This window comes from Hyphomonas sp. L-53-1-40 (assembly GCF_000682775.1).
Taxonomy (GTDB): Bacteria; Pseudomonadota; Alphaproteobacteria; order Caulobacterales; family Hyphomonadaceae; genus Hyphomonas.
Map to the genome: position 1 here is coordinate 551,300 of NZ_AWFI01000012.1, position 19,630 is coordinate 570,929.

General features: G+C 60.2%; 20 protein-coding genes, 1 pseudogene and 1 riboswitch. Of the genes and pseudogenes, 12 read left to right on the top strand and 9 right to left on the bottom strand.

Going from position 1 to position 19,630, the window contains the following annotated elements; genetic code table 11:
• Positions 1-3 precede the first annotated feature (3 nt).
• Positions 4-105: riboswitch (yybP-ykoY riboswitch) on the top strand.
• A gap of 93 nt (positions 106-198) precedes the next feature.
• The gene (locus tag L53_RS08515) at positions 199-768 is read left to right on the top strand and encodes a TMEM165/GDT1 family protein (protein WP_034814085.1); all 570 of its coding nucleotides are present in this window, start codon (positions 199-201) and stop codon (positions 766-768) included.
• Between the two features lie 8 nt (positions 769-776).
• Here the strand turns inward: L53_RS08515 and L53_RS08520 are convergent, their stop codons facing one another.
• The gene (locus L53_RS08520; RefSeq protein WP_034814086.1) at positions 777-2,507 is read right to left on the bottom strand and encodes a cation:proton antiporter; all 1,731 of its coding nucleotides are present in this window, start codon (positions 2,505-2,507) and stop codon (positions 777-779) included.
• Positions 2,508-2,538: 31 nt separating this feature from the next.
• Positions 2,539-3,000: a nucleoside deaminase gene (locus L53_RS08525; RefSeq protein WP_233347671.1), complete on the bottom strand. Its 462-nt coding sequence runs from the start codon at positions 2,998-3,000 to the stop codon at positions 2,539-2,541.
• 50 nt (positions 3,001-3,050) lie between these two features.
• On the opposite strand from L53_RS08525, the pseudogene rsmD reads away from it, so the two are divergent.
• Positions 3,051-3,586 (top strand): annotated as a pseudogene (gene rsmD / locus L53_RS17745) (16S rRNA (guanine(966)-N(2))-methyltransferase RsmD).
• Here the strand turns inward: rsmD and L53_RS08535 are convergent.
• A complete protein-coding gene (locus tag L53_RS08535) occupies positions 3,583-4,587 on the bottom strand; it encodes a patatin-like phospholipase family protein (RefSeq protein WP_034814087.1) in 1,005 nt (334 codons plus the stop codon). The pseudogene rsmD and the gene L53_RS08535 overlap by 4 nt on opposite strands.
• A gap of 203 nt (positions 4,588-4,790) precedes the next feature.
• On the opposite strand from L53_RS08535, the gene L53_RS08545 reads away from it, so the two are divergent.
• Genes L53_RS08545 through L53_RS08555 form a run of 3 tightly spaced genes read left to right on the top strand, consistent with a single transcriptional unit; the run spans position 4,791 to position 7,090 of the window.
• Complete coding sequence (locus L53_RS08545) at positions 4,791-5,813, top strand: glycosyltransferase family 2 protein (RefSeq protein ID WP_156947863.1); 1,023 nt, start codon at positions 4,791-4,793, stop codon at positions 5,811-5,813.
• A 2-nt stretch (positions 5,814-5,815) separates the two neighbouring features.
• The gene (locus L53_RS08550) at positions 5,816-6,244 is read left to right on the top strand and encodes an NUDIX hydrolase (RefSeq protein WP_199285732.1); all 429 of its coding nucleotides are present in this window, start codon (positions 5,816-5,818) and stop codon (positions 6,242-6,244) included.
• A gap of 60 nt (positions 6,245-6,304) precedes the next feature.
• On the top strand, positions 6,305-7,090 hold the full coding sequence (locus L53_RS08555; RefSeq protein ID WP_034814089.1) for an SDR family NAD(P)-dependent oxidoreductase: 786 nt from the start codon (positions 6,305-6,307) through the stop codon (positions 7,088-7,090).
• A 72-nt stretch (positions 7,091-7,162) separates the two neighbouring features.
• On the opposite strand, the gene L53_RS08560 is transcribed toward L53_RS08555, so the two are convergent.
• Positions 7,163-7,459: a hypothetical protein gene (locus tag L53_RS08560; RefSeq protein ID WP_034814090.1), complete on the bottom strand. Its 297-nt coding sequence runs from the start codon at positions 7,457-7,459 to the stop codon at positions 7,163-7,165.
• A gap of 418 nt (positions 7,460-7,877) precedes the next feature.
• On the opposite strand from L53_RS08560, the gene L53_RS08565 reads away from it, so the two are divergent.
• Positions 7,878-8,861 (top strand): nitronate monooxygenase family protein, encoded by a 984-nt coding sequence (locus L53_RS08565; protein ID WP_034814091.1) that lies wholly within the window; start codon positions 7,878-7,880, stop codon positions 8,859-8,861.
• Between the two features lie 56 nt (positions 8,862-8,917).
• On the opposite strand, the gene L53_RS08570 is transcribed toward L53_RS08565, so the two are convergent.
• On the bottom strand, positions 8,918-10,138 hold the full coding sequence (locus L53_RS08570; RefSeq protein WP_051607728.1) for a PQQ-dependent sugar dehydrogenase: 1,221 nt from the start codon (positions 10,136-10,138) through the stop codon (positions 8,918-8,920).
• Between the two features lie 65 nt (positions 10,139-10,203).
• Positions 10,204-11,193 carry a D-2-hydroxyacid dehydrogenase gene (locus L53_RS08575; RefSeq protein WP_084333259.1) on the bottom strand — a complete coding sequence of 330 codons (990 nt, stop codon included), beginning with the start codon at positions 11,191-11,193 and terminating at the stop codon, positions 10,204-10,206.
• Here L53_RS08575 and L53_RS16995 point away from each other — a divergent pair.
• Complete coding sequence (locus tag L53_RS16995; protein ID WP_034814092.1) at positions 11,173-11,586, top strand: TIGR02301 family protein; 414 nt, start codon at positions 11,173-11,175, stop codon at positions 11,584-11,586. The two genes, L53_RS08575 and L53_RS16995, sit on opposite strands and share 21 nt — an antisense overlap.
• On the opposite strand, the gene soxR is transcribed toward L53_RS16995, so the two are convergent.
• Entirely contained in the window at positions 11,583-12,050 is a 468-nt protein-coding gene (gene soxR / locus L53_RS08585) for a redox-sensitive transcriptional activator SoxR (protein WP_034814093.1), read from the bottom strand. The two genes, L53_RS16995 and soxR, sit on opposite strands and share 4 nt — an antisense overlap.
• Before the next feature lie 97 nt (positions 12,051-12,147).
• Between soxR and L53_RS08590 the strand changes: the two genes are divergently transcribed.
• The 4 genes from L53_RS08590 (at position 12,148) to L53_RS08605 (ending at position 16,148) form a co-directional block, all read left to right on the top strand.
• Positions 12,148-12,531 carry a VOC family protein gene (locus L53_RS08590; protein WP_034814406.1) on the top strand — a complete coding sequence of 128 codons (384 nt, stop codon included), beginning with the start codon at positions 12,148-12,150 and terminating at the stop codon, positions 12,529-12,531.
• 134 nt (positions 12,532-12,665) lie between these two features.
• Positions 12,666-14,594 (top strand): gamma-glutamyltransferase family protein, encoded by a 1,929-nt coding sequence (locus L53_RS08595; RefSeq protein ID WP_084333261.1) that lies wholly within the window; start codon positions 12,666-12,668, stop codon positions 14,592-14,594.
• A gap of 33 nt (positions 14,595-14,627) precedes the next feature.
• Complete coding sequence (locus L53_RS08600) at positions 14,628-15,287, top strand: uracil-DNA glycosylase (protein ID WP_034814094.1); 660 nt, start codon at positions 14,628-14,630, stop codon at positions 15,285-15,287.
• A 63-nt stretch (positions 15,288-15,350) separates the two neighbouring features.
• The gene (locus L53_RS08605) at positions 15,351-16,148 is read left to right on the top strand and encodes a hypothetical protein (protein WP_051607730.1); all 798 of its coding nucleotides are present in this window, start codon (positions 15,351-15,353) and stop codon (positions 16,146-16,148) included.
• 10 nt (positions 16,149-16,158) lie between these two features.
• Here the strand turns inward: L53_RS08605 and smpB are convergent, their stop codons facing one another.
• A complete protein-coding gene (smpB, locus tag L53_RS08610) occupies positions 16,159-16,638 on the bottom strand; it encodes an SsrA-binding protein SmpB (RefSeq protein WP_034814095.1) in 480 nt (159 codons plus the stop codon).
• A 9-nt stretch (positions 16,639-16,647) separates the two neighbouring features.
• Positions 16,648-17,529 (bottom strand): 4-hydroxy-tetrahydrodipicolinate synthase, encoded by an 882-nt coding sequence (gene dapA / locus L53_RS08615; RefSeq protein ID WP_034814096.1) that lies wholly within the window; start codon positions 17,527-17,529, stop codon positions 16,648-16,650.
• Between the two features lie 260 nt (positions 17,530-17,789).
• Here dapA and L53_RS08620 point away from each other — a divergent pair, with 260 nt between their 5' ends.
• Positions 17,790-19,628: a lytic transglycosylase domain-containing protein gene (locus L53_RS08620; RefSeq protein WP_156947864.1), complete on the top strand. Its 1,839-nt coding sequence runs from the start codon at positions 17,790-17,792 to the stop codon at positions 19,626-19,628.
• Positions 19,629-19,630: the final 2 nt, after the last annotated feature.

Genomic DNA, 19,630 nt, shown 5'->3' on the forward strand with positions numbered 1-19,630 from the left:
CAGACGCGGGTCACTTGGGGAGTAGCCAGTCGGTCGGCAGACCGAGCCTCCGCGTCAACATACTCGGCCTGCAGGTCGTGGCGCGAAGGGAACGGGACACCGTTCGGGCGAGACCAATGACGCCGCATTCCTGCTCGGGCCGGGCACGGAATGATGGTGTCATTGCGTCAGATTTGCCCGGCCTGGAGACTGTCTCTCATGGAAGCCCTGTTCACCTCCACACTCGTGGTCGCCCTTGCCGAGATCGGCGACAAAACCCAGCTATTGGCTGTTTTGCTCGCGGTACAGTTCCGCAAGCCACTGACCATCATCACCGGCATATTGGCCGCAACCCTCGCCAACCATTTTCTGGCCGCACTGGTCGGCTCTCAGGCCGCCACGTTCCTCCAGGGGGACTGGTTTCGCTATCTGATCGCCGTATCGTTCATCCTGATGGCCGCCTGGACCCTCATCCCGGACAAGCTGGACGAGGATGAACGCCCCCGCATGCGAAATGGCGCTTTCCTGACAACGCTCATCACATTCTTTCTCGTCGAAATGGGCGACAAGACTCAGGTTGCGACGATTGCTCTGGGGGCACAATTCGAGCAAGTGATGCTGGTCACGCTCGGCACGACACTGGGTATGATGCTGGCCAATGTTCCCGCAGTCTATTTCGGAGAAGCCTTGATCCGGCGCGTGCCGCTCAGCCTCGTGCGACGGTTGGCGGCGCTGTTGTTCCTGGCAATCGGGCTATGGCTGCTGGCAGAAACGGCGGGGTGGATCTGACGCAGCCATCAGATGGCAGCGCGCTCGTATTCCTCATCGCGTTCGGCGGCCAGCCGGTCACGGATGGTTTCTTCATTGTATCCGAACTCATGAAGCGTACGTCCGGCCATTTGCAGGCCGGATTCAATGGCATCCGGGATCACTGACCGGGCCCCGGCATCGATGAGGCGCCGGGCGTGTTCATGGTCGCGGGCCCTGGCGATAATCGGCGCGTCAGGGCGCAATTTGTGAAAGGCTGACACCATCGCTTCTGCGGCGGTAACGTCATCCACCGTAACGACAAACATCATGGCACCGTCGACGCCTGCGCTATGCAGGATTTCCGGTCGCGCGGCGTCCCCCAGATAGGCGCGCCAACCAGCATTGCGGGCACGCGAGACATTGAAGGCGCTGCGTTCCAACGCAACAACTTCGGCGTCTTCCGCCGCGAGGATACGCGCGACGGCATGTCCGACCCGACCAAACCCGGCAATGATGACGTGGCCCTGAAGGTTTGAGAAATCTTCTTCCAGCGTATGCGCCGGTTCGGGCCCGGCCAGCTTGCCTGACAAGAAGCCCCCAACCTTTCCGAGCACCGGAATGAGCAACATGGAGAGTCCGGCAATCGCGGCCATCAGCCCGGCTGGCGCCGGGGCAAGCACGCCAATGGCGGTGGCCGCTGCAATCACCACAAATGCAAACTCCCCGGCAGGCGCGAGCAGGAAAGCTGCTTCGATGGACATCGGTGTCGGCCCGGCAAACAGACGCAGGGCCCCGAAACCGATGACCAGTTTCAGGATGAGCAGTGCACCAAGGCCGGACAGGATCACCCAAGGCTGAGACAGGATCGATGGCAGGTCGAGCCCCATGCCCACCGTCATGAAGAACAGGCCCAGCAGGATGCCCTTGAAGGGTTCGAGATCGACCTCTGTCTGATGCTTGAACTCGGTTTCGCCCAGCAGCAGGCCCGCCAGGAACGCGCCGAGCGCAAGTGAAAGGCCCGCCGTTGCCGTGATGGCGGCCGCGCCCACGACGGTCAGCAGGGTCAGCGCCATCAGGAAATCCCGTCCGCCTGCCGCCGCCGCAAGGCGAAACATGTGCCGCAGACCAAAACGGCCAATGATCACGATCACGATGATTGCAATGACGCCATTGAACAGGGCTTCGAGCAGAATTTTCGTGACGTCCTGACCGGCCTCTATGTTGGCAAAGCCGACAAAGATCAGGATGGGAGCAACGAGGATGTCCTGAAACAATAGCACGCTGAGCGCGGCGCGCCCGACCGGTTGAGCGGCCTGTTTCTGCTCGATCAGCAGCTGCATGACGATAGCGGTCGACGACAGTGCAAGCGCCAGCCCGGCGATGATGGCGGCCTCTGCCGGCAGGCCGATCTGCCATCCGATGAGACCGATGGCGAGCGCGCTGATCCCTGCCTGAAGCCCCCCTGCGCCGAACACGGCCCGCCGCAGGGCCCACAGCTTTTCAAACGAAAACTCGAGCCCCAGCAGGAACAGGAGGAACAGCACGCCCAGTTCGGCAAAGGGCGCGGCGGCTTCCGGTTCCGAGATCGAGACAAATTCGAGTATGGGATAATTGTGGGAAAGCGAACCCAACGCGTAAGGTCCAAGCGCGATGCCGGACAACATGAATCCGACCACGGCGGGCAGTTTCAGATACCGGAAGACCGGAACCGCCACACCCGCCGCAAACAGGAAGACGATTGCGTCCTTGATCAGAATCTCGTGTCCTGGTTCCGCCATGCCTCGCTATGATTACCTTGTCTGGTTTGCCTCAGCTGCGCCGGGCCTTGAAGAAATCCTTGAGCAGCGCGCTCGCCGTCTCGCCCGCCGCCTCGTCCTGCTCGACCTCCGGCCGCCAGTGGCAGGTCGGTTGCTCGAAAAAGCGCGCGCCATGAATCACCGCGCCGCCCTTCGGATCGCAAGCCGCGAAGACGACCTTCCCGATCCGCGCGAAGCTGATCGCGCCTGCACACATCGCGCAGGGTTCCAGTGTCACATAGAGGTGCAGGCCGGTCAGCCGGTAATTTCCCCTAGACGCCGCCGCGGCGCGCAGGGCGACGATTTCGGCATGCGCGGTCGGGTCATGCCCGGCTATTGGGCGGTTCGCCCCCTCTGCCACGATCTCGCCCGTCTCCGGATCGACGACCACGGCGCCGACCGGCACTTCGCCCGCCTCGGCCGCCTGTCGCGCCAGATCCAGCGCGCGGGTCATCGGTTCAGCAAGAATTGTCATAGGGACGGGATCGCCTTACACGGACGCAAAGTAAAGGGATTGCTTGTCGAATGCGCATCATTGCCGGAGAGCACAAGGGACGCGCGATTGCTGCGCCGAAGGGTCAGGGCACACGCCCGACGGGGGATCGCGCGCGCGAGTCCATCTTCAACATGCTGGCCCATGCCGACTGGGCGCCCGAGATTGATGGCGCGCGGGTAATTGACCTGTTTGCAGGTTCCGGCGCGCTGGGCCTGGAGGCGATGAGCCGGGGCGCGGCGTTCTGCCTGTTCGTCGAAACCGACCATGGCGCGCGCGGCGCGATCCGCGACAATATCGAAGCACTGGGACTGTTCGGGAATACGCGCCTACACCGGCGGGGGCCAGCGCCGGCGCCCCCTTCACGCTCGCCTTCCTCGACCCGCCTTACAATAAAGGCCTCGTTGAACCCGCACTGGCCGGTCTGGTATCTGGCAAATGGCTGGCCGAAAATGCGCTTGCCGTGGTCGAGACCGGATCGGACGAAACGATCACGCCAGACGGATGGGAGACGGTCGAGACGCGCAACTATGGCGCAGCGCGGATATGGTTCCTGAAACGGGCCTAGCCCTCGAAAAACTCCCGGCGCAAATCGAGGTGAGTCTGATTGGTGCCGATGAGTTCTCCGCATTCACCGAGCCAGCCTTCCGCCGCCGCCCGGCCAATGTCCCTCAGCTTGGTCAGGAACTCCCAGCTCGTATCGTATTTGGTCCTTAGACTGAACTCCATGAGGTCTTGCCCACCCTTGATAGCATGGATGTTCAGACGACGGTATTTTTTGAGCATCGGCTCTTTCAACATGCCATCATCAAGCAATCGCTGGACAAAGGCGATGGCACGCAGCTCTCCGATCAGGGCGGCATTAAAACTGATCTCGTTCATCCGGTCTTGAATCTCCCCGGCACGTTTCGGCACACCGTCGCGGCGGATCGGGTTGAGCATGACCAGCAATACGTCACGCGGGGCGCCGGAATAGATCAGCGGAAAGAGGCTGGGATTGCCCATGAAGCCTCCGTCCCAATAAGCCTGCCCATCAATCTCCACGGCCTTGAAGGTTTGCGGCAGGCATGCCGAGGCGAGCACTGCGTCGAGGGAGATGTCCCCATCACTGAACACGGTGACATGGCCGGATTCGACATTCGTCGCCGACAGGAACAGTTGGATGCCCGACTCATCCACTTTCGAAAAGTCGATTACCTGCTCCACCACATCGCGGAGCGGGTTGATGTTGAACGGGTTGAGGTCGTAAGGGCTCGCCAGGCTCGACATGGCACTGGCATAGGCGAATACGATCGGACTGAGCGCGCCATAAGGCGTGACATTGCGGGAAGATTTGGAGATCCCCTGCCAGAGGGCTTCCAGCGTATCCTTCGCACCCTGCACGCCGTTTTCAGCCATCCCCGCCGAGAATGCGACGGCATTCATCGCCCCGGCGGAAGTCGCGGAGATCGCCTGGATTTCAAGATCATCTTCCTCGATCAGCCGATCGAGCACACCCCATGTATAGGCGCCATGCGCACCGCCACCCTGGAGCGCGAGGCTGATCTGCCGCTGCTTCTGTTTTGCCATGGCGGTGTTCCTGTCACTTGAACCGAGATATTACTTTGCCGGTGCGGTCTTAATGAGACCTGACCACAGGCGTAGGATGCCTGTCCGGCCGGCGCCACGCCCGCAAAACAGGAATCTGGGTATTCATGTCGATTTTGGTCGATATTGGCACAAGCCTTGCGATAAAAGCGGGGTAACCAAGCAGGATGAACAGGTGAGCCGCCGTGGCGTATGAGATTCCGCAAAAACCCGTGATATCGGTCATCATGGCGAACTATAATTGCGAGGCATTTCTTGCCAGCGCCATAAGATCCGTCCTGAATCAGACCAATACGGCGCTGGAACTGATCCTTGTGGATGACGGGTCCAGCGACCGGAGCGTCGAGATTGCCCAGGAAATCGCGAAAAAGGATGCGCGACTGAGCGTCTTCAGCGGCACGCGTTATGGCGGACCTGCCCCGGTTCGCAACCACGCACTCGAGCATGCCAAAGGCGATTGGGTCGCCATCGTGGACAGCGATGACTTGATCCGTCCCGACCGGTTGGAGCGCATGCTGACCGCCGCCGAAGACACCGGCGCAGACATCCTGATCGACAATCTTGCCGTGTTCCAGTCCGACGGTCCCGCCAATATCTTCACGATGTTCGAGGGGGATTTGCGGGATCGCCCGGCCAGGATCATGGAGAGCGAATACATCAAGGCGAACATGCTTTATGGACGGGGCAGCAAGCTCGGTTATGCCAAGCCACTGATCCGCCGCAGCGCGCTGGAAGCCAATTCGCTTCGCTATAATGAGACGATGCGGATTGGCGAAGATTACGATCTGATCGTGCGGCTGTTATCGACCGGAGCGCGGATGATGAGCGTGCCGGACGTGATGTATTTCTATCGTAAGCATGGCAATTCGATATCTCATCGGCTTGATGCCGTGGCGCTGGACGCGCTCGAACATACGGCCGGCGAAGCGCTCCGCCAGCCGACCCCACATGCGGAAGTCACGGCCGCCCATGCCGCTCGCCTGAAGTCGATCCGGCGCGCCGTCGTATTCGATCAGATCCTGACGGCACTCAAGCGCAAGAATGTGTTGGGTGCGGCCAAGCTCGTCGGGACAGACCCATCTGTCATTCCACTGCTGAGGATGCCGTTGATCCATCGAATCCAGCAGCGCACCGGCAACCCGCTCGCACGCTCGGACCAGCATCTCGAGGCCGAATTGGTGAAACTGCGCGCCCTTTGCGAAGCTTGAGCGTGGCAGGCACCAATTCCAGAAGCGTGGTCCCAGCGGTCGGTACGGTCTGTTTTCGGGGAGACGATGTTCTTCTGATCCAGCGGGGCACCAAACCCTTGCAAGGCGAATGGTCCCTGCCCGGCGGCCGTATCGAAGCGGGCGAGCGCGCAACGCTTGCGGAAGAGACCGGGATCACCGCACGGCTCGTGGGTCTGATAGATGTTGTGGATGCGATCTTTACCTCTCGCGGGTCCGGTGACGTGACCCGCCATTATCTATTATTCGACTATGCTGCGGTTTGGATGTCCGGAAGCCCGGTAGCGGGGGACGACGCAGCCCATGCCGAGTGGATCAGTCCTGCCAGGCTGGCCACCTTGCCGCTATGGGACGAAACCCGTCGCATCATCAATTCCGCGCGCCATCTAGTTCACAGCTCAAACGAAGCTTGACCGCCCCTACGTCACCCGCTTGATCTGCTGACCAAGCAAAAAAGTCGCGGAGGACACAATATGACATACGCCCCATTCAACTTGGCCGGAAAGGTCTGCGTCATCACTGGCGGCAATAAAGGCATTGGTCTCGGCATGGCCGAAGCGCTCGCTGCCTCTAATGCGGATGTCGTCATATGGGGACGCAAGGAAGATGACAACGCTGCGGCCCTAAAGAAACTCGAGGGTCTCGGAACTGGCAAAGCGTCTTCAAAGAAGGTCGACGTGGCCGAGGAAGACCAAATCGTGAAGGCCATGGCCGAAACTGAAGAAGAATACGGTCGAATCGATACCTGTATCGCCAATGCCGGGGTTGGGCGCGGCGCAGCGAATTTCCATGAAATGACTTTGGAGACGTGGCAGTACAATCAACGCATCAACTCGGAAGGTGCCTTCCTAACCTTGCGCGAGGCTGCCAAATCCATGGTCAAGCGTGCCAAGGCTGGCGATCCAGGAGGCTCGCTGATCGGCACAGCATCGCTCGCTGCGCTGTCGGGTGCAGCGCGCAATCAGGCATATGGGCATACCAAGGGTGGCCTCATCGCCATGATGAACGCCATCGCCGTCGAATATGGCCGCTATCAGATCCGTGCAAATTCCATCCTGCCGGGCTGGATCGCGACCGACATGACGGACGGCGCGCAGGACAACGACGTTTTCAACAGCAAGGTCATTGCGCGCGTTCCAATCCGTCGCTGGGGCAAGCCGGAGGATTTCGGCGGAATTGCCGTCTATCTGGCGTCTGACGCTTCGAGCTTCCACTCGGGCGATACGCTGCTGGTAGACGGCGCGTACCAGAAATTCTGATCGACCGCCTGGTCTCACAAAAAAAGGGCTGCCCGAGGGCAGCCCTTTTCAATTCTGGTAGGACCAGACCGATTACTCGGTTGGCTCTTCTTCAAGTTCGTCCGCAGCGTCGTCGACAGCTTCTTCAGCGTCATCCATTGCTTCGTCCATTGCATCGCCTGCATCTTCCGCAGCCGCTTCAATGTTGTCGCCAGCTTCGCTGAGCGCGTCGCCTGCATCGGCAGCAGCTTCGTCCATTGCATCAGCAGCATCATCTGCAGCTTCTTCGATGGATTCAGCAGCCGTCGTATCTTCAGGAGCCGTTGTTTCTTCTGCAGCGCATGCAGCCAGTACAAGCGCAGCGGCACCGATAATCAGGAGTTGTTTCATGCTTTATTCCCCTACTTCAGGTCAAAGATGACCGGGCAGAGGTTTAACATCTGCCGACCACGACGCAAAGATGGTTTCAGCTGAAGGTCTGATGCAGCGCTTTTTGCGCAAACTGCGCCCAAAATAGCGAATTCGCGCTCCAACGGCGCAGATTTGGGCCGGATCGGGCATTTATTCATCATCTTCCCCGCCAAATATCACCGTCTCCGATTCGCAAGCGAATGGTCTTTCAACCGCTTAATAGCGTCGAAACAGGATCCTATTCCGTTTTATGCCCGAATCACGTGGACAGGCCTGGAGCCAATCACGTCCCTTCACCCTGCCAGGAATCGCGCTTGGTCAAACAGCCTTGCGTTGACGCAAGGACGGCAAATTAGGGTCTTTTCAGAAGAATTCATAAAGTCAGGGAGACGCCGTCATGGCCATAAAAACCGCACTCACAGAAATGTTGAACACCGAACACCCCATCATGCTCGCGGGCATGGGCGGTGTGTCCTACGCCGAAGTTTGTGCGGCCATGTGCAATGCGGGCGGATATGGCGTGCTCGGCATGGCGGGAACGACCCCGGACTTCATTGAAGGCCAGATGAAGCGCGTGCGCGAACTGACCGACCGGCCCTTTGGTGTGGACCTGCTGGCTGCCAGTCCGGAAAGCCTTGAAGAGAGCGTGGATGTCATCATTAACAATGGTGCCGACAGTTTTATTGCCGGTCTTGGCGTTCCAATGCCGATCATGGAGCGCCTGAAAAAGGCAAATGTGAAAGTCATGGTCGTCGGCGGCGCGGTGAAGCATGCCATCAAGGCCGAACAGGCTGGCTGTGATGCGGTCATCCTGCAGGGCGGTGAAGGCGGCGGGCATACGGGTCTGGTGGGAACGATGCCGCTGGTGGCGCAGGCCGTGGAAGCCGTGAACATTCCGGTGATCGCGGCAGGCGGCATATATGACGGTCGCGGCCTCGCAGCAGCGCTCGCACTCGGAGCCTGCGGCGTCTGGATGGGTACGCGATTCATCGCCTCGACCGAGGCCCATGCCGCGCAGATGTACAAGGACACGGTCGTTGGCGCGGGCGACACCGATACGACACGCACGCGTTGCTATTCGGGCAAGCCGATGCGTTGCCGCACGAATGACTATATCAATGACTGGGAAACGCGCCCGCAGGACATTCAGCCCTTCCCGCACCAAGCCATCCATTCTACCCGGACAGGCGTAATTGGGGGCATTGGGGGCATCACGGACGAAGCCAAACTCGATGCGGACACCTCCTGCTTCGCCATGGGCCAGTCGGCTGGCGGCGTGAGGGAGGTCAAGCCCGTCGCGGAGATCGTGGCAGACATAATGCGCGATGCCGAATCAGCCATCGAACGGATGGCCAGCCTGCGGACCAAAGCGACCGCATAGAAAACATCACGCCGGAAACATATACAGCCGGGCCCACAGGCCCGGCTGTAATCGTTTTACTGCGCGGCGGCCGGTGTCAGCTTGATCAGGCGACCACCTTCCTTGTCCTCCAGAACATAGAGCGCGCCGTCTGGTCCTTGCTCAACTTCGCGAATGCGTTTTCCCCATTCATAGCGCTCGGCCTCCTTGGCCACCGGTTCGGTTTGGCCATCCTTGGGCGGTTGTCCGAGATTGTCAGTCGGTTCAGTCTCGAAGGAGACGCGGATCAATGCCTGCGAGGACAGTCCTCCGATGAACGCATTGCCCTGCCAATCGGCAAACATCTCCCCATCATAGAATACCAAACCGGCCGGGCTTATTGCCGGAACCCAAGCGATCGCCGGGTCCTCGAAAATCGGATTGCTTTCATGTGTCGGGATCGGCTTTCCACTATAGTGATCGCCCTCAGAGACTTCGGGATAGCCGTAATTCTCGGACCGTACGATCAGGTTCAGCTCGTCCCCACCCTTTGGGCCCATTTCAACGACCCAGAGGCGCTCTTGCCCGTCAAATGCAATGCCCAGCGGATTGCGATGACCAAGCGTCCACACCTGATCTGCAACCGCGCCGTTTCCGAAGAAAGGGTTGTCTTCCGGAACAGACCCGTCCTGATTGACACGAACTACCTTCCCCAAATTCATGGCCATGTTTTGCGCCGGAGTGAACTTCTGACGCTCTCCTGAGGCGATGAAGAGATGACCATCCGGTGCGATGGCAAGACGATGGCCGTAATGGCCGTTGCCTTTCACTTTTGGTGTCTGGCGCCAAATCACGTCGCGCCCCTCCAATGTGCCGCCCGTGTCAGTAAGGGTCAACGTTGCGCGCTCAACGGCTGCCCCGCTCAAGCTCTCATCCGTCTCATCGCGTTCGACGTAAGAAATGAAGACGGTGCCGTTCTCAGCGAAGTCCGGGTGGACGATAATGTCCCCCAGACCTCCCTGCCCCATTGCCGTGACCGAAGGGACATTGGCGATTTCGCCCAGTTTCTTGCCCGCGGTATCCAGCAGCCAGAGATCACCATCCTTTTCTGAAACAAGTGCGCGGCCATCCGGCAGGAAGGTCATCGCCCAGGCGCTGTCAAAGGTTTCGAGCGGGGTAGCGGTGAGCTGCGTGCCGCTTGTGCCAGTGACCGTCATGGCGTCGGGTGCAGTGGCCTCATGATGTTCAGCGGTCGCACAGCCCACAAGCATGATTGCGGCGCTGCCGCTCAGCAAGGAGCGCAGGATGAGTGATGACATGGGAATTCCTCCGGTGGCAGATGTCTGCCAACCGGAACGCCCAAAAGCGCAAGCAGTTCCACTGCTCAGTCAGCAAACGTCTCGCGCGGCACCACGTGTTTCAGCGGCTCATTGGCCAGATAGCGCTTGAGATTGTCCAGAAAGGTCTCGTCCGCGCGAATATAGGTCGCCTGCGTCATGGCGCTGTTGTGCGGTGTGATCGCGACTTTGGGATGGCGCCAGAGCGGGCTGTCGCTTGGCAAAGGTTCTTCGGCGGTGACGTCAACTGAGGCGAAGGCCGGGCGCCCCGCATCCAGCGCCGCGACGAGCGCCGCCTCATCCACCAACTGCCCGCGGCCAAGATTCATCAGCAGCGCATCCGGGCGCATGCCTGCCAGGAATTCCGCATCGACCATGCCAGCCGTTTCATCTGTCAACGGAACGCTGAGCAGGACCACGTCGGCTTGCTCCAGTTCGCTCGTCACCAGCGCCATCGGTACAATATGATCAGCGCCCTCAGCCGGACCAGGCGAGCGCCGTGCGCCCGTCACGTGACCGCCGAGTAGCTGGACCCGCTTGCCGACCGCCGACCCGATGGACCCAAACCCGACAATCAGCCAGCGCGACCCCATCATCTCACGCATCTCGAGCCGGTTCCAGTCAGCCTCGGCCTGTTGTGCGCGATGCTCCGGACCCTTCTTGAAAAAGTCGAAAGACTGCCAGAGCGCCCATTCGGCCATGGCTTCGGACTGCGTGTGGTTGGTACAAAACGTGCGGGAAATCTTGCCAACGGAGATCAGTGCCGGATTGTCGAGCCCAGCCGCGGAGGACTGGAACCAATCTATCCCGCCAGTCTTGAGTACGGCGATCATGAAGTCGCGGGCATGGCTGCCAAACCAGACATCGGTATTCCCGAACACGATGTCGGGTTTGACGTTATGCACAACGGTGCTGTCCCCGGCATGGGAGAACAGGCCGTCCTCATCCATGACAATGAACTGGATCTCATGTTCAAGGCCCTTGAGCCTTTCACGAATGCGCGCAAAAGTCGTCGCATGAAGCAAACAGGTTTTCATATTCTCCTGCTTAGCGCGGTGATGTTCTGCGGCGCAAGCACAGCGCAATCGGAATTGCCGATTCGTGGACCGGATTATTTCCGCGATGCGACCGATCTCGCAGCCACGCTGGGCGCCGCCCACGCGATCCGCGCAAAGTGCAATGGCCGCGATGACCAGTATTGGCGGCGCTACATGTCCGACATGCTGAAGTACGAAGCGCCCAATCGCGGCGCGGTCCGCAGCTCACTGGTCGACGCCTTCAATGAGGCCTTCACAAGCGCCGGGCGCATCTACCAGACCTGTGACAATCGCGCGGTCGAGGCTGAAGCTGATTTTGCCGTGAAGGGCCAGGAAATCGCCACGCGCATGGCCACCCATTACTTCCCTCAACCCCCAGAGCGCCAAGACTAGGTTTCGGTCGACACCACGCTGACATCCTCAAGCAGGAATCGCGGTCCTGTGCCGAGCCCACGCGCACGATCCTCCGGATTGTAAAGTTGGCATTTTTTCAGGGACAGGCAGCCACAACCGATACAGCCGTCCAGCTTCCGGCGCGTCCGCTCCATAAGCGCGATCCGTTCATCCAGCATGTGCCGGAAGGCCGTACTGATACGGGTCCAGTCCCGCTTGGTCGGCGTACGCCGCTCCGGCAATGACGACAGGAGCTGGCTGATCTCTTCGATGGTCAGGCCAATCTGTTGGGCGATCAGGATAAAGGACAGGCGACGAATGTCCGAGCGCAGGAAGACACGCTGGCCGCCAGAGGACCGTTCTGGGTGAACCAATCCCCGCCCTTCGTAGAAACGGATCGCCGAGACCGACAGGCCGGTCCGCGCAGCCACATCTCCGATCGCCAAGCCCTTCGGAACTGCCATGAAAAAATCTCCTATTTCACGCTTGACCTCAACTTAAGTCGAGGAATTACGACAGCTTTATCAGAGATTTGATGAAGACGAAATGGAGTTGAAAACAATGAGTATTGCAAAGTTCGAACATGTGAATGTGACCGTCAGTGATCCAAAGAAGACCGCGTCCATGCTGACCCGTTTGTTTGGCTGGAAAGTGCGCTGGGAAGGCCCGTCCAAATATGATGGCTATACGGTGCATGTCGGCACGGATGAGGATTACCTCGCACTGTATGCGCTGCCCCAGCAAGACCGGCCAGATGAGGAAAGCTATTACCGGACCGGCGCCGTCAATCATTTCGGCATCCTGGTGGATGATCTGGACGCGACCGAGCAGAAGATCCTCGCCGCTGGCTATCGCACCCATAGCCACCAGACCTATGACCCAGGCAGCCGGTTCTATTTCCACGACCATGATGACATCGAGTGGGAGGTGGTGAGCTATGCTTGATGGACTGATCCATTCCTATCTCGAAACCGTGGGCCGGGCATGGGAACCGCGCGACGCGTTTGTTCGGCCTCGCTGGGACTCGCTTCTGCCCCAAAGCGCGCTAAGCTCTCGTCAGATGAGAACAGGAGAGGCTGATGAGACCCATTCAGGCAATCGCCGCAACAGCGCTGGCTATCGGATTGTACGCGTGCGCTACACCGCCAGCACAGGATGAGGCGCAAGTAGACGCCACCGCGAAGGTCACGCAGAAGAAAGTGGTCCGGATATCCATAGAAAAGGATGCCGAAGCCACGCCGCCGGGGCCGGGCGACCGGATGATTACCGGGCGGGACCTTGGCACGCGCTCCTCTGTGGTGGCCCCGAATGGCGCGGCCGCCACAGCCCATCCCCTCGCCACGCAGACGGCGCTTGATGTGCTGAAAGCCGGCGGATCAGCCGTGGATGCGGCTATTGCCGCAAATGCGATGCTGGGCCTTGTCGAGCCGACCGGAAACGGCATTGGCGGCGATCTGTTCGCCATCGTTTGGGATCCGGAGACGCAGCAGCTCTACGGTTATAATGGCTCTGGTCGCTCTCCGATGGGCGCAACGCTAGAAGACATGCAGGCCAAAGCCGATGAATTCATGGACGGTGAGGAAATCCCGCCCTTCGGCGCGGCGCCTGTCACTGTGCCCGGCACAGTCGACGGCTGGTACGCACTGCATGGCAAATTCGGCAAGCGGCCGATGAACATGAACCTCGAACCGGCCATTCAGTATGCCCGTGATGGGGCGCCGATCCCGGAAGTCATTGCCTATTATTGGGGCCGCAACGCAACGCGCCTGCAGGAAGCGGCTGACAGCGGCATGCTGGAAGAGTTCGACAATGCCAAGGCGACCTATTTCTCGCCCGCCCCGAAAGAAGGCAGCCTGTTCCGCAATCCGGACCTTGCCGACACGCTGGAGCGGATAGCCTATAAAGGCCGCGACGAATTCTATTCCGGCGAGACCGCCCACATCATGGGCGACTATTTCGAGCGGATCGGCGGCTTCCTGACCTATGAGGATTTTGCCGCCCATACCGGCGAGTGGGTCGAGCCAATCTGTGTGACCTATCGCGGTGACTACAAGGTCTGCGAATTGCCGCCGAACACGCAGGGCATCGCGGCGCTGCAAATGCTGCAGATGCTGGAACGGTTCGACCTGCGCGGCATGGGCTTCGGCTCGGCCGACTCGATCATGGCGCAAGTGGAAGCGAAGCGACTCGCCTTTGCGGACCGCGCGCGGGGATATGCTGATCCAGAAACGTCCGGCATCGATCCGAAGGTCTTCGTGCGTGAGGGCTACAATACCGAGCGCGCGACCAATATCGACCTCAAGCAAGCCATGGCGCCCCCGGCGCCCGGTTTTGCGGACGCTGACACGAAGCTTAATGATGGCGACACGACCTACCTCACCGTCACCGACAAGGACGGCATGATGGTGTCCCTTATCCAGTCGAACTATCGCGGCATGGGCTCGGGCCTCGTCGCCGATGGCCTCGGCTTCATGTTTCAGGATCGCGGCCAGCTGTTCAGCCTCGACCCGGCCCATCCGAATGTGTTCGAGCCCGGCAAACGGCCCTTCCATACGATCATCCCGGCCTTTGCCTTCAAGAAGGACATGCCGGGCTGCCAGGTGCGCGCCGTGCCGATTGAGCAGGCCTGTCCGTTCGAGCCCTGGCTCAGCTTTGGCCTGATGGGCGGCGGCATGCAGCCACAAGGCCATGTGCAGGTGATCCTGAATCTCGTTGATTTCGACATGGGGCTACAGGAAGCCGGCGATGCTGCGCGCTGGGAACATGTCGGCGGGTGCGAACCGACGGATGACCTGACCGGCGACACGTGTGAGAGCGATATGGGCATCGTGCATCTGGAAAGCGGCATCCCGCCGGAAACCCGCGCCGAACTGGAAGCGCGTGGCCACACGGTCGAATGCTGCAAGGCGAATGCGGGCGGCTATCAGGCGATCATGCGCGACTTCAACACCGGCGCATGGATCGCCGCCACCGAAATGCGCAAGGATGGCAGCGCGGATGGGTACTAGCCGTCTCGCTCCTCTCCCATTAGGGAGAGGGGCATGACGACGAAATTTGCCCCAGAAGCCCCGGCCGATTGTCCTCTGTGCCCGCGCCTTGTGGCGTATCGGGAAGAGGTCGCGGCGAAAGAGCCGGATTGGTTCAACGGCGCCGTGCCGAGCTTCGGGCCGGAGGATGCCGAATTGCTGATCATCGGGCTCGCGCCGGGCGTGACCGGGGCGAACCGGACGGGCCGACCATTTACCGGCGACTGGGCCGGTGACCTGCTCTATGCGACGATCGACAAGTTCGGATACTCGACCGGCACCTACGATGCGCGGCCGGATGATGGGTTGAAGCTGAAGCGCGCCATGATCACCAATGCCGTGCGCTGTGTACCGCCGCAGAACAAGCCGGTCGGCGCCGAGATCAATCAGTGCCGCCCCTTCCTGTCAGCGCGGATCTCCGCGCTGCCGAAACTGAAGGCGATGATTTGCTTGGGCAAGATTTCCCATGATTCCACGGTACGCACGCTGGGCCTGAAGCTGAAGGATTATCCCTTCGGGCATGGCACGCATTATGATGTGGAATTCAAAGACCGCCCGCTGGCGCTGATCTCCTCCTATCATTGCAGCCGCTACAACACGAATACACGCCGCCTGACACCGGAAATGTTCGAGGATGTTTTCGCGATGGCAAAGAAAGTGACAAAATCCGACTGAGGGGTTTGCAATAGAGAACTTCCCGTTTATCGATAATATTGATTTTCGATAAAGGTCCGTTCCATGCCTCGATATGCCGCTCCTATTCTGTCATGCTTTCTGGCACTGGCGTTTCTCGGCGCCGGGGCCGCCCACGCGGCAAAACTGGAAGTTGACCCGGATGCGCCGCTCTGGATCAGACTTGCGACTGACGCACTGCTCTATGCGCATATTGGCGGTGGGACTGTCGGGCTCGTGTCCGGTGCTGCCGCGATTGCGACGCGCAAAGGCCGAGCTGTTCACCGGCTTGCCGGGCAAATTTTCTTCGTTTCCATGTTCATCACCTACCTGATCGGCGCAGGCGTCGCTCCATTCCTGGAGGAAGGGCAGCGACCCAATTTCGTGGCCGGCATTCTGGCCCTGTATCTGCTCATCACGGCTCTGGTCACGGTTCGCCAGCGCGGGCCGGTCCGGGTCAACTGGCAGCACCATGCTGGTCTCGCAACAGCGCTCGGGATCACGCTGATGGGCGTCATTTTCATGTATATGGGCGCAAATAGCGAAACAGGCACGGTGGATGGCTCGCCCCCTCAGGCATTTGTCCTGTTTGCGGTGGCAGGCAGCTTTGCTGCCTTCGGAGAATTCAACGTGATACGGAAAAAGGCGCTGTCCTACGCCGCACGTATATCGCGTCATCTCTGGCGCATGTGCTTTTCGATGTTTATTGCCTCAGGCTCGCTTTTCCTCGGTCAGCCGCAAGTCTTTCCCGAGGGCTTCAACCAGTCCGCCTGGCCATTCCTGCTGGCCTTTATGCCACTATTTGCGCTGCTCATCTGGCTGGTTCTGGTGAGGTTTCGCGGCGCAAAACTCCGCGCCGCCTGAGCGGTAGTCCTCACCCTTCCTTCAGGATCCGCGCCTTCTGGCGTTGCCAGTCGCGTTTGGCTTCAACGTCGCGCTTGTCATGACTCTTGCGGCCGGTGGCGAGGCCGATCAGGATCTTCGCCATGCCGCGCTCGTTGAAATAGAGCTTCAGCGGCACGATGGTGCGCCCGGCCCGGTCGACGGACTGGGTGAGCTTGGCCAGCTCCCGCTTGGACACGAGCAGTTTCCGCTTGCGCTTCGGCTCATGATTGAACCGGTTGGCGGCATTGTAGATCGGGATATCCGCATTGATCAGGTAGAGGCCGCCATCTTCCGGGCTGACATAGGCTTCAGCGATATTGGCCTTGCCCTGACGCAGGGATTTTACCTCGGAGCCGACCAGCATGATGCCAGCCTCCAGCGTGTCCTCGACCGCATAATCGCGGCGGGAGCGGCGGTTCTCCGCGACCAGCCCATCCGAGCGGCCCTTGGTCTGGTTTTTCTTCGACATCGCCCTGATTTAGGCGCTCAGGCCCGCAAGTGCCATGGCTTGGTCGATTTCAGCCCGTTTTTCTGCACCTGGGCTGGTGATCGGCAGGCGCACCTCGTCGGTGCAGAAGCCGAGCCGCGACAAGGCATATTTCGCCGGTCCGGGCGATGGCGAGCAGAACATGGCCTTGTGCAACGCGATCAGCTTGCGCTCTATCGCGCGAGCCTCATCAAGATTTCCAGCATGGAAAGCCGTGTGCATGGCAGCACATGCTTCCGGCATGACGTTCGCCGTGACCGAGATGCAGCCCATGCCGCCCATGGCAAGATGGCCCAGCGCACTCGGGTCGTCGCCGGACAGCTGAACAAATTGCGTGCCTTCCGGGATCGCAGCGGCGTGCTGGCTGACGCGGTCCATGTCGCCAGTCGCGTCCTTGATGCCGACAATGTTGGGCAATTGGGCCAGGCGGGTGACCGTATCCGGCGCGAGATCCACAACGGTGCGGCCCGGCACATTGTAAAGCAGGACCGGAAGCGCGACCGAGTCGTTGATCGCTCGGAAATGGGCCTCAAGGCCTTCCTGATTGGGATTGTTGTAATAGGGGCATACGACCAACGCAGCGTCAGCGCCGACAGCCTTGGCGTGCTCGACCAGTTCGATTGCCTCGTCTGTGGCATTGGCCCCGGCCCCAGCAATCACGGGCACGCGACCTTTGGTAATTTCAACACAAAGCGTTACGACATCCTTATGCTCTTGGGTGGAGAGTGTGGACGTCTCGCCCGTAGTGCCGACCGGCACGAGCGCGCTGGAACCGCCAGCAATCTGGCGCTCTACCAGCGCTGCAAAAGCGTCCCGGTCAACAGCACCATTGCTGAAGGGTGTGACGAGAGCTGGGATTGAGCCATGGAACATCGTAAATTTGCCGCGATTCAGGTGTTGTTTGTCTTGATCGAGTATGAATCGCCAATGCCTTCTCACGCTTTGGCCAAGAAATAAACTCTGCAGAGACGTTTCATGATGCGACCCGTTGCCATTTTTGCCTCTCTTGCCGTGCTGTCCCCGGCGGCTGTCTGAAACCCGACCGACCCTATGCGTCTTCCGTAACGGATGCCCGCAATGCGGAAATCCTGCACAAGGCACTCCGCGCGGCTGACCGCTATGACTGGCCGACTGTGGCACATCTGCAGACTCAGGCCTCTGATGCCGACGTGCGAAACCTCATTATGTGGATCCGGGCCAGCCGCGGCGTTCCGGGCATGAATTTCTCGGAAGTCTCGTTCGCGCTGGACAAGCTGCAAGACTGGCCGAAAAAGACCTCCATGCGCCGCCGCGCCGAAGAGATTATCGGCGAATCGTCTTTCAGCCATAAGGAACGCATCGACTGGCTGACCGAGTCGGGTCCGATTACCGGAGCTGGCAAGATCGCGCTGGCCGATAGCTGGCGTGCGATTGGTGAACCCGGCAAGGCGCTGGAAGCCGTGCGTGACGCCTGGCACAATAATTCCCTCGAACGCGACGTCGAGCGCGAAGTCCTGTCCACTTATGGCAAACAGCTGACCCAGTATGATCACCGCGCCCGTGTCGAGTTCCTGCTATGGACCAACCAACGCACGGCTGCATCGAAGCTCAAATACCTGCTCACGTCTGACTATCGTAAACTGGTCGACGCCCGCATCGCGCTCGCTGCGCGGTCGCGCAATGTTGATGCATTGGTCGATGCCGTCCCCGCCAACTTGCAGGACAATCCCGGCCTGCTCTACGAGCGCGCCAAATGGCGCCGCCAGAAACTGCGCAACCAGGATGTGGCGACCCCATTGCTAACGGGCATCGACGGGAATGACATTCCGGAAGCTGGCCGCTCGCGCCTGTGGGACGAACGCAACATCGCGATCCGGACAGATCTGAAGGACGGCAACTGGAGCCGCGCCTACCAGCTGGCCTCACCGCATGGCATGGAAAGCGGCGGCGACTTCGCCGAGGCCGAATGGGTGTCTGGGTGGATCGCCCTGCGCCTGAAGAATGATGCGGATCGCAGCCTGCAGCATTTCGAGACCATGTCTGACGGCGTCTCAACACCGATCAGCCTTGCACGCGGCAAGTATTGGGCTGGTCGCGCCCGCGATGCGCTTGGCCAACCGGATGCCGCACGGACAGATTACACGGCGGCAGCTGAGCACAAGTTCACCTATTACGGACAACTTGCCGCCGAGCGTCTGGACGACAAGAAGCTCGCCTTCCCGAAGACCTCAGAGCCGACCGCAGAAGAGATTGCAGCCTTCGAGGACAAGCCAATGGTTCAGGCCCTGCGCCTGCTTGGCGAGAGCGGTGAGGAACGCCTGTTCCGTGAATTCGCCTATCACATGGACGACCTGCTTGAGACCGAGTCCGAATATCTGCTGCTCGCCCGCATTGCTACGGAGTATCAGGTGCCGGATGTCGGGGTTCGTGGTGCCAAGGCCGGTCTTGCCAAAGGCATTGTCTCTACCGATGCCGCCTACCCGGTGGTTGCCTATCCGCTTCTGCGCGAGCCACAGGTAGAGCGGCCGCTAATGCTGGCCCTGTCTCGGCAGGAAAGCGAAATGAACCCGAACGCGATCAGCCATGTTGGCGCACGCGGCCTGATGCAATTCATGCCGGCCACCGCTCGTAACGAAGCGCGGCTACGCGGCCTGCCTTACCGCACTTCCTGGCTGACCGATGATCCGGGCTATAACATGACCCTAGGCGGCCAGCATCTGGACACGCTGCTCTCGCGGTTCAATGGCAGCTACATCATGACAGCCGCCGCCTATAATGCCGGGCCTAGCCGACCGCGCCAGTGGATCCAGGACTATGGCGATCCCCGCACTGGTCAGGTCGATCCGATTGACTGGGTGGAATTCATTCCCTTCTCGGAAACCCGCAATTACGTCCAACGCGTCCTTGAGAACACTCAGGTCTACCGTCACCGCCTCAGCGGAGAGCCGATTGATATCGAGATTGAGGAAGATCTCGACCGAGGGCGGGAATAGGT